General features: G+C 67.0%; 16 protein-coding genes. 8 read left to right on the top strand and 8 right to left on the bottom strand.

Annotated features, from left to right (window positions below; genetic code table 11):
• Positions 1-3: 3 nt before the first annotated feature.
• Genes fliJ through fliF form a run of 5 tightly spaced genes read right to left on the bottom strand, consistent with a single transcriptional unit; the run spans position 4 to position 5,538 of the window.
• The gene (gene fliJ / locus ACF8O7_RS13570) at positions 4-468 is read right to left on the bottom strand and encodes a flagellar export protein FliJ (RefSeq protein ID WP_016449322.1); all 465 of its coding nucleotides are present in this window, start codon (positions 466-468) and stop codon (positions 4-6) included.
• 56 nt (positions 469-524) lie between these two features.
• Positions 525-1,943, bottom strand: coding sequence for a flagellar protein export ATPase FliI (fliI, locus tag ACF8O7_RS13565; RefSeq protein ID WP_016449321.1), 1,419 nt, complete (start codon positions 1,941-1,943; stop codon positions 525-527).
• A complete protein-coding gene (locus tag ACF8O7_RS13560; protein WP_016449320.1) occupies positions 1,933-2,823 on the bottom strand; it encodes a FliH/SctL family protein in 891 nt (296 codons plus the stop codon). Before ACF8O7_RS13560 ends, fliI begins: the two co-directional genes overlap by 11 nt.
• The gene (gene fliG / locus ACF8O7_RS13555; RefSeq protein WP_012202571.1) at positions 2,816-3,811 is read right to left on the bottom strand and encodes a flagellar motor switch protein FliG; all 996 of its coding nucleotides are present in this window, start codon (positions 3,809-3,811) and stop codon (positions 2,816-2,818) included. The genes ACF8O7_RS13560 and fliG overlap by 8 nt, the downstream gene beginning before the upstream one ends.
• Positions 3,812-3,837: 26 nt before the next feature.
• Positions 3,838-5,538, bottom strand: a complete 1,701-nt coding sequence (gene fliF / locus ACF8O7_RS13550; RefSeq protein WP_026062017.1) for a flagellar basal-body MS-ring/collar protein FliF — start codon at positions 5,536-5,538, stop codon at positions 3,838-3,840.
• 177 nt (positions 5,539-5,715) lie between these two features.
• Between fliF and fliE the strand changes: the two genes are divergently transcribed.
• On the top strand, positions 5,716-6,033 hold the full coding sequence (gene fliE, locus ACF8O7_RS13545) for a flagellar hook-basal body complex protein FliE (protein WP_016449318.1): 318 nt from the start codon (positions 5,716-5,718) through the stop codon (positions 6,031-6,033).
• Between the two features lie 386 nt (positions 6,034-6,419).
• Here the strand turns inward: fliE and ACF8O7_RS13540 are convergent, their stop codons facing one another.
• The 3 genes from ACF8O7_RS13540 to flgA form a co-directional block, all read right to left on the bottom strand.
• Complete coding sequence (locus tag ACF8O7_RS13540; RefSeq protein WP_392443531.1) at positions 6,420-6,791, bottom strand: hypothetical protein; 372 nt, start codon at positions 6,789-6,791, stop codon at positions 6,420-6,422.
• Positions 6,792-6,867: 76 nt separating this feature from the next.
• Positions 6,868-7,188, bottom strand: a complete 321-nt coding sequence (flgM, locus tag ACF8O7_RS13535) for a flagellar biosynthesis anti-sigma factor FlgM (protein ID WP_016449316.1) — start codon at positions 7,186-7,188, stop codon at positions 6,868-6,870.
• Positions 7,189-7,266: 78 nt separating this feature from the next.
• The gene (gene flgA, locus ACF8O7_RS13530; protein WP_016449315.1) at positions 7,267-8,031 is read right to left on the bottom strand and encodes a flagellar basal body P-ring formation chaperone FlgA; all 765 of its coding nucleotides are present in this window, start codon (positions 8,029-8,031) and stop codon (positions 7,267-7,269) included.
• A 234-nt stretch (positions 8,032-8,265) separates the two neighbouring features.
• Here flgA and flgB point away from each other — a divergent pair, with 234 nt between their 5' ends.
• From flgB to ACF8O7_RS13495, 7 genes are all read left to right on the top strand, one after another.
• Positions 8,266-8,679 carry a flagellar basal body rod protein FlgB gene (gene flgB / locus ACF8O7_RS13525; RefSeq protein WP_013800365.1) on the top strand — a complete coding sequence of 138 codons (414 nt, stop codon included), beginning with the start codon at positions 8,266-8,268 and terminating at the stop codon, positions 8,677-8,679.
• A gap of 30 nt (positions 8,680-8,709) precedes the next feature.
• Positions 8,710-9,114 carry a flagellar basal body rod protein FlgC gene (flgC, locus tag ACF8O7_RS13520; RefSeq protein WP_016449314.1) on the top strand — a complete coding sequence of 135 codons (405 nt, stop codon included), beginning with the start codon at positions 8,710-8,712 and terminating at the stop codon, positions 9,112-9,114.
• 34 nt (positions 9,115-9,148) lie between these two features.
• Complete coding sequence (locus tag ACF8O7_RS13515) at positions 9,149-9,811, top strand: flagellar hook assembly protein FlgD (protein WP_016449313.1); 663 nt, start codon at positions 9,149-9,151, stop codon at positions 9,809-9,811.
• 40 nt (positions 9,812-9,851) lie between these two features.
• Entirely contained in the window at positions 9,852-11,126 is a 1,275-nt protein-coding gene (gene flgE / locus ACF8O7_RS13510; protein WP_392443529.1) for a flagellar hook protein FlgE, read from the top strand.
• 29 nt (positions 11,127-11,155) lie between these two features.
• Positions 11,156-11,896 (top strand): flagellar basal body rod protein FlgF, encoded by a 741-nt coding sequence (locus tag ACF8O7_RS13505; RefSeq protein ID WP_016449311.1) that lies wholly within the window; start codon positions 11,156-11,158, stop codon positions 11,894-11,896.
• Between the two features lie 22 nt (positions 11,897-11,918).
• Positions 11,919-12,701, top strand: a complete 783-nt coding sequence (flgG, locus tag ACF8O7_RS13500) for a flagellar basal-body rod protein FlgG (RefSeq protein ID WP_012202560.1) — start codon at positions 11,919-11,921, stop codon at positions 12,699-12,701.
• 201 nt (positions 12,702-12,902) lie between these two features.
• Positions 12,903-13,610: a flagellar basal body L-ring protein FlgH gene (locus ACF8O7_RS13495; protein WP_012202559.1), complete on the top strand. Its 708-nt coding sequence runs from the start codon at positions 12,903-12,905 to the stop codon at positions 13,608-13,610.
• Positions 13,611-13,630: the final 20 nt, after the last annotated feature.

Raw genomic sequence — 13,630 nt, 5'->3', positions numbered from 1 at the left:
GCGTCAAGCCTCCTGGAATGTCAGCCCGAAGCTGCGGCGGAAAAACTGGATGGCCGCACGTTCGTCGGTTTCCTTTTGCTCGCGGCGCATCTGGCCCAGCGCCAGGTCGCGGCGGCGCACCTCGACCACCTTGCGCAGGCTGCTGACCCGCAGCTCGCAGGCCATCAAGGCCTTTTGCGCGGCCTCCAGGCGGATGGCCAGGTCGGCCAGCACCCGTGTCTGCAGGCCGATGGCGTGCTGCAGGCGGTCCATGAACTGGTATTGGTGGAACATGACTTCGGGCTGCACGGACTGGTTCTGCTGCACGCCCCAGCGTGCCTGCATTTCCTGCACGTAGTGCTGCAGTTGGTCCATCTGCGCCTGCGCCGCCTGCTGCGAGCGCTGACGCTCCTGCACCGCCTGGCGCGCCTCGTCACGCTTGCGCGACGCGGCATCGATGGCCACCATCAAGGCATTCAAGGACGACATACCGGGTTTTCCTCCCTGTGTTCGCTGTTGCGTTATCTCAGTGCCGCGTCACCGCATCACTGACCACCGAGCGCGGCGGCCATGCCCGAGATGCTCTCGTCCATGGAAGCCGACTCGAACATGCTTTGCTGCAGAAAGGCCGCCATGGCCGGCTGCAGCCGTATCGCCTCGTCCATCTGCGGGTCCGAGCCCGCCATGTAGGCGCCGACCTGGACCAGGTCCCGGCCCTTCTGGTAGCGCGAATAGACAGCGCGAAAGCGCCGCGCCAGCTCGAAGTGCTCGCGCGAGACCACGTTGTGCATCACGCGCGAGGCCGATTGCTCGATGTCGATAGCCGGGTAGTGGCCCGACTCGGCCAGCGCCCGCGACAGCACGACGTGGCCGTCCAGAATGGCGCGTGCCGCATCGGCGATCGGGTCCTGCTGGTCGTCGCCCTCGGACAGCACGGTGTAGAAGGCCGTGATCGATCCCACGCCGTTGAGGCCGTTGCCGCTGCGCTCGACCAGGGCCGGCAGCTTGGCAAAGCACGACGGCGGATAGCCCTTGGTGGCCGGTGGCTCGCCAATGGCCAGCGCGATCTCGCGCTGGGCCATGGCATAGCGCGTCAGCGAATCCATGAGCAGCAGCACATGCTGGCCCTTGTCGCGGAAATGCTCGGCAATGGCCGTGGCGTAGGCGGCACCCTGCATGCGCAGCAGCGGCGGCGCATCGGCCGGCGCGGCCACCACCACGGCGCGGCTGCGGTCCTGTGCGCCGAGGATGTCCTCGACGAACTCCTTGACCTCCCGGCCGCGTTCACCGATCAGGCCGACGACGATCACGTCCGCCTGGGTGTAGCGCGCCATCATGCCCAGCAGCACGGACTTGCCCACGCCCGAGCCTGCGAACAGGCCCAGCCGCTGGCCCCGGCCCACGGTGAGCAGGGCGTTGAGCGAGCGCACGCCGGTGTCCAGCGTCTCGCGCACCGGGTCGCGGTCCATGGCGTTGATGGGGTTGCGGTCCAGCAGATCGGCCGTGACGTCGGCCAGCGGCCCGCCATGGTCCAGCGGCTGCCCCTGCGAATCCACGACACGGCCCAGCAGGCCGCTGCCGATGGGCAGGCGCAGCACGCCGGCCGCCATGGACACGGGCTCTTCGGGACCGTCGCCAAAGCGCAGCGGGGCGACAAAGGGTTCGGCCGGCGTCACGATGGCGCCGCTGGACAGCCCCTGGATGTCGCCCGCAGGCATCAGGAACGCACGCTCGCCGGCAAAGCCGACGACTTCGGCCAGCACCGGGTCCTGGCCTGCCTGGCGTATCCAGCATTGCGAGCCCACCGGCACCTGCAGGCCCGTGGCCTCCAGCACCAGGCCGGTCAGGCGCGTGAGCGTGCCGTGGGTTTCCAGCGGAATGTCGCTGTGCAGGCGGGCGCGGGCATTGGACAGCAGCTGCTGCCAGGGCTTGCCTGCATCGGCCAGGGAGGCATCAACCGGCATCGCGTTCTCCGTCATACCAGGTGGAGACCAGGCCCAGCGCGGCCACGGCGCGGCGCCAGCGCTTGTCCATGCCGGCATCGACCTGGGCACCGCCCGATTCCACGCGCACATCGCCCTGGGCCACGCCAGCGTCGCTGATCCACTGCACCTTGGACTGGGCGCCATGCTCGGCGCGCAGCGCCTCGTCCAGCACGGCGAAGTCGGCAGGGTTCAGGCGCACGGTGGCGGCGCGGCCGTCGGAGGCCAGCATGTCCAGCGCCTCGCGCACCACGGGCAGCAGGGCCTGGGGCTGGCTGCGCAGCTCCTGGCGGACCACCTGGCGCGCGATGTCGCAGGCCAGGTTCAGCAATTCCTGCGCCGCATCCGCCTGCAGCTGCTTGAAGCCGGCGTCCAGGCCGGACAGCAGCGCGTCCACGCGCTGCGCCGTCTCTCGGCCCGTGCCGGAGACATAGTCATCCATGTGCTGCTGCCACTGCTGCCGGGCTTCCTGGCGGCCTTGCTCCAGGCCCTCGGCATGGCCTTCGGCGCGTGCCTGCTCCAGCAATTCATGCAGCCGCTCCTCGTCCACGGCGGGGGTGGATGCCGCCGTGCCTGGCGCGTCGGCGTCGACATCCAGCACCATGGAATCGGCGTCCAGCCGGGGCGCATCGGAGCGCCCGGGCAGCGACAGGCTGTGGAAGCCGGACGAGGAGGCGGGTGTGCGCGCCATGCCGGCGCCACCGGGTGCAGCCTGTGCATCGGGGGCGCCCTGAATGTTCGGCAGGCCGGGCAGGCTTTGCAGGCCGCCCATGTGGTCCACGGCACCAAAGCGCCACTGCACCACCTGGCGCTCGTCAATCTCCTCGGAGGGAATGAAGCGCGAGTTCATCCCACTAGACATAGCTGTCCTCCGCGCCGCTGCCGATGGTGATCTGGCCTTCTTCGGCCAGACGGCGCACCACCTTCAGGATTTCCTTTTGCTGCGCTTCCACTTCGGACAGGCGCATCGGGCCGCGGCCTTCCAGGTCCTCGCGCAGCGACTCGGCCGCACGCATGGACATGTTGGCCAGGATCTTGTCGCGCACTTCCATCGAACCGCCCTTGAGCGCGATGATCAGCGTCTCGGACACCACTTCGCGCAGCACCAGCTGCACCGAGCGGTCGTCCAGTTTGACCAGGTCGTCGAACACGAACATCTTGTCCATGATCTTCTGCGCCAGGTCCGGGTCGTAGTTGCGGATGGTGTCCAGCACGGCCACGTCGGCATTGCCGCCGAGGTTGTTGATCATCTCGGCCGCCGTCTTGACGCCGCCCAACGAGGTCTTGCGGATCTTGTCGCCGCCGGCCAGCACCTGGAACAGCACTTCGTTGAGGTCCTTGAGCGCGGTCGGCTGAATGCCTTCCAGCGTGGCCACGCGCAGCATGACTTCGCTGCGAAAGCGTTCGGGCAGCTGCATCAGCACGGCAGCAGCCTGCTCGTGCTCCAGGTGCACCAGGATGGCGGCCACGATCTGCGGATGCTCGCCGCGCAGCAGTTCGGCCACCGACAGCGGGTCCATCCACTTCAGGCTTTCGATGCCGGAGACATCGCCGCCCTGCAGGATGCGGTCGATCAGCAGCGCGGCCTTGTCGTCGCCCAGGGCGCGCTTGAGCACCGAGCGCACATAGCCGCTGGCGTCGTCCACCAGCAGGCTTTGCGCGGCCGCGTCATCGGCAAAGCGGTTGATGACGAAGTCCACCTTCTCGCGCGAGACGCCGCGCATGTGCGCAATGGTCTCGCCGAGCTTTTGCACTTCCTTGGGTGTGAGGTGCTTGAACACCTCGGCCGCTTCCTCCTCGCCCAGGGAGACCAGCAAGATGGCGGCGTCGTTCAGGCCTCGTTCGTCCATATCTCAGCAATCCGTGTTTGGCAGGCTCAGGTGGCCTCGCCGTTGATCCAGGTCTTGACGATGTTGGCCACCGCGATCGGGTTCTGCTTGGCCAGTTGGCGCGCCTGCTCCAGGCGCACCTGCTCCTGTGTGGGAGACAGATCGACAGCGGGTCCGGCCAGCGCCGGACGGTCCAGCTGTTCGCCCTCGATGGCATTGAGCTGACCGCCCACGGCAGCCGTCTTGCGGCCCTTGAGCATGGGTCGCACCAGGCCCAGCAGCAAGATGGCGCCGAACAGGGCCAGGCCGATGGGCACGCCCAGGCTGCGGGCCATGTCCAGCACTTCGGGCTGGCGCCACAGCGGCACCTCGGCCGGCGCTTCGTCCTGCACAAAGGGTGTGCTGACCAGGTTGACCGAGTCACCGCGCTCGGCGCTGTAGCCCACGGTCTCGCGCACCAGGGTCAGCAGTTGCGCCTGCTGCGCCGCCGTCAGGCCGCGCGCTGCGGCGGCAACGGTGGCGGCATCGGTGGCGCCACCGGCTGCATTCGGCGCAGCGGCCGCCACCAGGGGCGCATTGATGACCACGGCGGCCGTCAGGCGCTTGATGCTGCCCGTGCTGCCGCGTGTGTGGCGCACGGTCTTGTCCACTTCGTAGTTGGTGATGGACTCGCGCTTGCTGGCAGAGCGCACGGCGTTCTGTCCATCGGCCGCCTGGGGTGCGGGATTGGCGCCATTGACCGGCGCGGACGCGTTCTGGGGCGGCTGGTTGCTGGTGGCGCCGGGGATGCCGGTGGGCTGGGGCGGCTTTTGCTCGCCCGTGCTCTCCACCACCTGCTGGCTGCGCACCACGCCCGCGTCGGAGGACTGGTTGGGGCGGTGCTGCTCCGAGGTCGATTCGGTCTGGCTGAAATCCATCTCGGCCGAGACCTGGGCCTTCACATTGTTCTTGCCGACCACAGGCTCCAGGATATCCAGGATGCGGCGCACGTACTGCTGCTCGATCTGCTGGGTGTAGTTCAGCTGCTGCATGTCCACGGCGTTGGCGTTGCCGTCGGGCGACTGCGACAGCAGCTTGCCCGAATCGTCCAGGATGCTCACGGCCGTGGGCGCCATCTCGGGCACGCTGGAGGCCACCAGGTGCACGATGCCCGCGATCTGCGTGCGGTCCAGCACGCGGCCGGGGTACAGGCTCAGCAGCACCGAGGCCGAAGGCTTTTGCTGCTCGCGGAAAAAGCCGTTCTGATTGGGCAGGGCCAGATGCACGCGTGCGCTTTGCACGGCGGCCAGGGCCTGGATGGAGCGCGTCAGCTCGCCTTCGAGGCCGCGCTGGAAATTCAGGCGTTCCTGGAACTGGGTGATGCCGAACTTGCTGTTTTCCATCAGCTCGAAGCCCGTCACCGAACCCTTGGGCAGGCCCTGGGTGGCCAGCTTCAGGCGCACGTCGTGCACGCGGTCGGACGGGATGAGGATGGCGCCGCCGCCTTCCGTGTAGCGGTATGGCACGTTCATCTGCGACAGCTGGGCGACGATGGCGCCACCATCCTTGTCGCTCAGATTGGAGAACAGCACCTTGTAGTCCGGCTGGCGGTAGAACATGGCCGCCGCCCCCACGGCGACAACCAGCAGCACGGCGATCGCGCCCCAACGCAGGCGCTGGCCACGGTCCATGGCCGTCCAGCGCTGCTGCAGGGCAGGCTGGGGGACGGGAGTGGCTTGGGGGACAGGGATTTCAGCGACAGCAGACATCTTGGTTCCAGGTGTTCGAGCCCTGCACACACAGGACCCTAGCGTGCTGTCGATTATTCGAAGTCCGCCGCTTCACATTCGCCCGATAAGCGCGCCGTTTGACCTTCTATTTGCCCGGATGCGAAAACCCTGCCGACCTACGATCTCGTCATCTTGCTAACTCCGATGGAATGTGTCATGGACCTTCGCATCCCCAGTACCACCTCTCCCCTGTACGGCACCCAGCTCCCCAAAGGCGTGGGCGCAGGCGACGCATCGACCAAAGTGGCGGCTGGCGGCTTCAGCCAGGCCCTTCAAGGCGCGCTGCAGTCCGTCAGTTCAGCCCAGAACCACTCCAGCCAGCTGCAGCGTGAAGTGCAGCTGGAGAACCCGGCCGTCAGCCTCGAAGAAACCATGATCGCCATGCAAAAGGCACAGATCGGCTTCCAGGCCACGATGCAGGTGCGCAACCGGCTCGTGCAGGCCTATACCGACGTGATGAACATGCAGGTCTGAGGACGTCCGGCCCCGGCCGGACCCTCTTTGCCCACCCAAACCACAGACCGCAGACCGAACAGCATTTGCGCGCACCATCGCATGGCTGCGTCTTTCCGGCACGCGCAGGATCCGGCCTTCTTCAAGGCGTTGTTCCGCTTTCGCCGAACCGGGCCTTTGCCCACCCTCCCCATTCCTGGCCGCCCGTCACCGCACGGCCCAAAGCCCCCGTCTTTTTCAGCAAGCGTGACCTCCTCCCGCGCATGGAGGGTCGCCTGCCGATGCGCAGCCCTGCCTGCACCGGCCGGCAGGCGCGTCACGCCGACGCCACCCCGGAAAAGACAAAACCCTCGGGCACGCGTGCCGGAGGGTTGATCAGGACAGGAAAAAGGAAGACGGAGGCTGCTTCAGCTGGCCGAGTGGTAGATGCGCGCCTTGCCCGGTCCGGCGTGAGGGTGTCCATACAGGTCACGTCCATACGTGGCCTGGTCCGAAGCCTGGGGAATCAGCGCCGCCGCCTGGTGCTGGGCCACCACCGCCATGCGCGCCAGCTGGTCGCGCTGCATGGCCATCTGCTCGCCCAGTGCCTGGGCGCGCTCGCGCAGCTCCTGCGTCCAGTCGGCCGCGCTGAAGCGGCGGGCCAGTTCGGAAAACGCCGCCATGGCATCGCGCAGCCGGGTGCTGGCCTGCTCCAGCGCGACCGCATCCTTCGATTGCAGCGAGGCGGACACCATCCGGACCACCGCGTCCAGGGAATCGAGCATCTCGCTGAGAGTCATGGGACAGGCCTTGCTGAAAAAAGAAAGCGCGTGCTCGCGCCGGAAGGAAAAAACCGAGAAAGAACCGAACCCGCGCTCAGACGCGCGAGTGCGAGAGGAATTCCTCGGAGTTGGCCAGCAGCTTGTCGGCCACGGCGTCGGCGTTCACGCGGAAGGTGCCGTTGGCAATGGCTTCGCGGATTTCCTTGACGCGGTTGGCATCGAAGTCGGCGGTGGCACGACCAGTTTGGTCCAGTGCGCGGGCCGAGTTCGAGAACGACACGGGAACACCGGCCGCCTTGGCAGGCTGGGCCTGTGCGGAGGATTCCTCGCTGGCAATGGCGCTGGCTGTCTTGGGCTGCTTGGCGGCGGCCTGGGAGGCAGCGGCGGGCAGTTCCGGTTTTTGACCTATCTTCATCTTGATTCTCCAATCGCCCTGGCGGCGTAAGGCGCTGTGCCTAGCTTTCGACTGCCTGGAACAAAACTTGAGGTTTTTTTACTGCACCAGCACCACGCCCTCGGGATTCACCACCCCGGAGATGAGCCGGCCATTATCCATGCGAACCCGCACGGTCTGGCCTTCGCCGGCGGCAGACATGGCCTTGCCCGACGATGTGACGGAAAAACCACCACCATTGACCAGAACACGCACTTCGGCACCCACCGCGAACAGCGCCGGCGTGCGCAGCATGTTCTGGCGCAGTGCCTGGCCTGCGGCCAGCGGGCGGGAAGCCACCAGGCCCACCCAGTCCTGCTGGTTGGCGTAGACGGCAGCCGAATCCTCGGCCCAGTCCACCTCGGCCTGGACGGCGTCGTCGGCCGACAGCGGGCGGCCCGAAGGCACGCCGTTTTGCAGCACCCAGGCAGGCCCCCAGGCCTTGACCGTGATGGGCAGGAACACATTCCAGGCCACGGCGCCCTGCAGGCAGCGCAGGCCCAGGCGGGTACGGCCCCACAGGCGCGAGCCTGCGGGCAAATAGGGTTCGACCTTGGCGCAGGCGGCCAGGCGCAGGCGGGGATCGAGCTGGCCCATCTGCACTTCCATGCGCAGGGGCAGGGCGCCCGCACCGGCCATGCCCTGCTGCAGGGCCTCGTCGGCAAAGCGCTGGCCGATCTGGCTGAGCTGGGCCGCGCCATCGGGCGCGTTCTGCGCGAACGCGCTGCCTGCCAGCGATGCTCCAGCGGCGAGCGCAGCGCATGCGGCGGCGCGGGCGAAGGCTCGGGCGGCGGAAGGCGGATGGGCGGTGCTGAAGTTCGACATGGCTGGGGCTCCTGACTTGCTCCGGCACCCCGTCAGGATGGGCGGGATACATGGAGCGATGCCAGCAAATATAGGGCGGGCGCCGTTTTCCGAAGCGCCGAACTGCGCAGGCAAACGCGCTTTCTTTGCGCTTTAGCGTTCGGGCCCGATTTCCATAATCGACGCATGCCGCAGTCCGTGGGCTGCCGCCATTTCGTCAACCGATCACCGCAAATCCCAGAGGGCGAGGCCGACATGCTCGACAAGATGACTGAACGACTGGACTTCCAGAGCAAGGCGCTGGTGCTGCGCGCCGAGCGCCAGCGTGCAATCGCCAGCAACATCGCCAATGCCGACACCCCGGGCTATGTGGCACGCGACTTCAATTTCCGCGAGGCGCTGACGGCCGTCACCTCCGGCCCCTCGCCCATGACGCTGGCCAGCGTCAGCCAGGGCGGCCACATTCCGCTGCCTGCCGCCGCCTCGGGGCAGAGCGCGCAAAGCCATCTCGGCTACTCGGTGCAGGCCCAGACCAACATGGACAACAACACCGTGGACCTGGACCGCGAACGCGCCAACTTCGTCGACAACGCCGTGCGCTACGAAGCCACGCTGCGCTTTCTGAACGGCCAGGCCAAGACCATGCTGTCGGCCATCCAGGGCCAGTAAGCCGGCGCCACAGACCACAGGAGCTTTCCCATGTCCATGTTCTCCATCTTCAGCATCTCCGGCAGTGCCGTCAGCGCCCAGTCCCAGCGCCTGAACGTCGTGGCCTCGAACCTGGCCAACGTCGATGCCGTGGCCGGCCCCGACGGCAAGGCCTACCAGGCACGCCAGGTGGTCTTCCAGACCGTGCCCATGGGCGAGGAAGGCTCCTCGGGCGTGCGCGTCAGCGCCATCAGCCAGGACAACACGCCGGGCCGCCGCATCCACGATCCCCAGCACCCGCTGGCCGATGCCGAAGGCTATGTGACGCATTCCAACGTCAGCGCCGTGGACGAGATGGTCAACATGATCTCGGCCTCGCGCTCCTACCAGAACAACGTCGAGGTCATGAACACGACCAAGTCGCTGCTGCTCAAAACCCTGCAGATGGGCCAGTGAGCCCCGTCCGCACCACATTCCAGGAGCCACTCCCATGATCTATGGCGCAGGCAGCGTCGCCAGCACGGCCGACCTCAACAGCAAGAACACCACGAGCAATTCGAACACCGACCCCGCAGCAGCGCAGGACCGCTTCCTGAAGCTGCTGGTCGCGCAGTTGAACAACCAGGATCCCATGAATCCCATGGACAACGCGCAGATGACCTCGCAGATGGCGCAGATCAACACCGTCACCGGCATCCAGCAGTTGAACAAGACCATGGAAAGCATGGCCGGCCAGTTCACGGCCATGCAGGTGCTGCAGGGCACGCAGATGATCGGCCGCACCGTGCTGACCGAGGGCAACACCCTGGGCGTGGGCAAGGAAAAGTCCTATACGGCGGCCTTCGACCTCGAAGGCCCGGCCGCCGATGTCAAGGTGCAGATCACCACGGCCGGCGGCGAGCTGGTGGACACCGTCGAGCTGGGCAGCGGCACCGCGGGCCGCAACTACTTCACCTGGGACGGCAGCAAGTACACGGGCGATGCCAGCCAGCTGCGCTACACGGTGCAGGCCACGAATGCCGACAAGGCCGTGGCCTCGACCACGCTTTCGCCCCACGCGGTGCTTGCCACGGGCACCACCGACGGCAAGCTGACGCTGGAGCTGGACGACGGCACCAACGTCGCCTACACCTCCGTCAAGGCCGTGTACTGAACACCGCACCAAACACCCCAAACCATCGCAGGAGCACACCATGGGATTCCAACAAGGCCTCTCGGGTCTGAACGCCGCCAGCAAGAACCTGGACGTGATCGGCCACAACATCGCCAACGCCAACACCACGGGCTTCAAGTCCTCGCGCGCCGAGTTCGCCGAGGCCGTGGCCAGCGCCGTCGGCTCGGCCAGCGGCCAGAACAGCGGCATCGGTGTCAACGTGGCCGCCGTGACCCAGCAGTTCCGCCAGGGCCCGATCACCACCACGGGCAACAACCTGGACGTGGCCATCAACGGCAACGGCTTCTTCGTGGTGCGCCAGCCCGATGGCAGCACGGCCTATACGCGCGCCGGCAACTTCGGCCTGGACAAGCAGGGCAACCTCAAGACCGTGCAGGGCGACAACGTCATGGGCTACCCCGTGGACGCCACCACGGGCAAGGTGCTGGCCGGCGGCCAGCCCGTGCCCATGGTCTTCCCGTCGGGCCAGCCGATTGCGGCCAAGACCACGACCAAGATCAATGTGGAGCTGAACCTCGATGCGCGCGCCACGCCCGCGGCAGGCAACCCCGCAGCCACGCCTCCCGTTGCCGCCACGCCGCGCGCCACCTATGGCACCTCGATCAACGTCTATGACAGCCAGGGCGTGCCCACGCCGGTGCAGATGTACTTCGAGAAGGACGCGGCGTCCAACACCTGGAAGGTCTACGACGGCCTGGACGACCCCACGGCATCGCCGCCCAAGGTCGCCACCTTGCTGACCACCCTGGTGTTCGATGCCTCCGGCAAGATCACCAGCGGCAGCCCTGTGACTGGCGTGCAGATCAATAGCAGCAACCCCAACGCGCCCACGCCCGGCACCATCAACGGCACGGCCGGCGTGACGCTGGACTTCTCCAACGTCTCGCAGTTCGGCTCCAAGTTCGCGGTCAGCAGCCTCAAGCAGGACGGCTACACCGCAGGCGCGCTCACCGGCATCAATGTCGGCAACGATGGCTCCATCGTGGCCACCTACTCCAACGGCGTGACGCGCACCGAGGGCCAGCTGGCCCTGGCCGCCTTCACCAACACCCAGGGCCTGGGCGCCGTGGGTGACAACAAGTGGGTGGAAACCTCGGATTCGGGCCCGGCGCTCAACGGCACGGCCCAGTCCGGCACCTTCGGCTCGCTGCGTTCGGGCGCGCTGGAGGACTCCAACGTGGACCTGACCGCCGAGCTGGTGAACATGATGACCGCGCAGCGCGCCTACCAGGCCAATGCCCAGACCATCAAGACCCAGGACCAGGTCTTCTCGACCCTGGTGAACCTGCGCTGATAGCCAAGAACTGAGTCAGGAGAGCCGGCATGGACCGCATCATCTACACCTCCATGACGGGCGCCAACGCAGCGGCGCAGCGTCAGTCCGTGCTGGCCCACAACCTGGCCAATGCCGGCACCAATGGCTTTCGGGCCGAAATGTCCACCTTCCGCTCCGTGCCCCTGCAGGGCAGCGGCGCGGGCACGCGCGTGTTCGCGCTGGAGGCGACCTCCGGCTACGTGGACACGCCCGGCCCCACCCAGCGCACGGGCCGCGCACTGGACGCCATGGCCATGGGCCGCGCCTGGTTCGCCGTCCAGGGCCTGGACGGCCAGGAAGCCTACACACGCAACGGCGTGTTCGAGGTTTCCCCCGAGGGCCAGCTGGTCAACAGCAACGGCCAGGCCGTGCTGTCGGACGGCGGCGGCCCCATCGACATTCCGCCCGAGTCCACGATTTCCCTGGGCTCCGACGGCACGCTGACCGCCAAGACCGGCAACCAGCTGCCCGTGGCCGTGGGCCGCGTCAAGCTGGCCACGCCGGCCGAGGACGCTGCGCTGGTGCGCGGCAACGACGGCCTGTTCCGCACGGGCAACGGCGAGCCGCTGCCCAACGACGAGAACGCCCGCCTGCTGTCGGGTGCCATCGAAGGCTCGAACGTGAATTCGGTGGAGACCATGGTCGGCATGATTGCCGCCGCCCGCCAGTTCGAGACCCAGATGCGCCTGCTGCAGACCGCAGAAACCAATGACAAGACGGCCAGCCAACTCTTGAGCATGAACGGCTGAAAGCACTGAAAAGGAAAACGCCATGATCAATTCGCTGTTCATCTCCAAGACCGGCATGGAAGCCCAGCAGACCCAGCTGGATGTGATCTCCCACAACCTGGCCAACGTCTCGACCACGGGCTACAAGCGCGCCAGCGCGGTGTTCGAGGATCTGATCTACCAGAACCTGCGCCAGTCGGGCGCCCAGACCACCGAGCAGAACCAGCTTCCCACGGGCCTGCACCTGGGCCTGGGCGTGCGCACGGTGGCCACCTCGCGCAATTTCCTGCAGGGCGCCCTGCAGCAGTCCAACAATGCGCTGGACGTGGCCATCGACGGCAACGGCTTCTTCCAGGTCAACATGCCCGACGGCACCACGGCCTATACCCGCGACGGCTCCTTCCAGGTCGATGCCCAGGGCCAGCTGGTGACTGCCAGCGGCATGCCCATCGCCAACGGCGTCACCATTCCCCAGGGCGCGACCAAGGTGTCTATCAGCCCCGAGGGCGTGGTCAGCGTGACCATGGCCGGCCAGGCCGCGCCCCAGCAGGTGGGCAACATCGCGATGAGCCAGTTCATCAATCCGGCCGGCCTGGAGCCGCGCGGCCAGAACCTGTTCACGGAAACCGCTTCCTCGGGCCAGCCCCAGCAGGGCCAGCCCGGTGTCAACGGCATGGGCATGATCAAGCAGGGCTACCTGGAAGGCTCGAACGTGAACGTGGTGCAGGAGCTGGTGACCATGATCCAGACCCAGCGCGCCTATGAAATGAATTCCAAGGCCATCCAGACGTCGGACCAGATGCTGGCCAAGCTGGCGCAGTTGTAATTGATCTCTCCCCCTGAGCGGCTTCGCCGCTTCCCCCTCTCTACTCGCTTCGCGAGGGAGGGGGACGACGCCCTCGCTGCGGGGCGGCCCTTGCTCGGCGTCCCTGACCTGGGCCGCGCCGGTCTCCGGGGTCGCGCCACATGCCTATGGCTCGCCAGGTTCATGCGAAGCATGGATCACTGAAACACCGGGAACATCGCCATGACCCAACGAACCTTCTCCCTTTCCGCGACGGGCACGTGCCTGGCGCTGGCGGCAGTCCTGTCGGGCTGCACGACGCTCAATGACCCGCCGCCGGTGGACATGCCGTCCACGGCGCCGCCGGTGCTGCCGCAGCCTGCCCCGGTGGCGGGCAGCCCCACGGGCAGCCTGTTCAACGCGGCCAGCTACCGGCCCGGTTTCGAGAACCGGCGTGCGCGCCTGGTGGGGGACCTGGTGACGGTGCAGATCGTGGAGCGTGTGACGGCCAGCCAGAAGTCGGATTCGGGCCTCAAGCGGTCCAACAAGACCACGGCCGGGATTTCGGCGCTGCCGCTGTTTTCGGGCAATGCGCTGGCCAATCTCAAGGACCGCTCCAACATCGGCTTCAACAACAACAACGACTACACGGGCTCGGGCTCGACGTCCAGCGACAACACGTTCACGGGCGCCATCAGCACGACGGTGGTCGATGTGCTGCCCAACGGCCATCTGGTGATCGCCGGAGAAAAGCAGATCGGCGTGAACCACAACGTGGATGTGCTGCGCTTCACGGGCACGGTGGACCCGCGCACCATGCAGCCCGGCAGCCTGGTCGCCTCGACCCAGGTGGCCAATGTGCGCGTGGAATCGCGCAGCCGCGGGCAGGCCGGGGAAGCGCAGTCAATTGGCTGGTTGTCCCGGTTCTTTTTGAACGTTATGCCGTTCTGATTCTCCGGAGAATGGACAGC

It is taken from the genome of Delftia sp. WSY_16 (assembly GCF_043104415.1).
GTDB lineage: Bacteria > Pseudomonadota > Gammaproteobacteria > Burkholderiales > Burkholderiaceae_C > Comamonas > Comamonas tsuruhatensis.
Note: the sequence above shows the minus strand (reverse complement) of the source record. Positions and strands in the feature narration are given on the sequence as shown.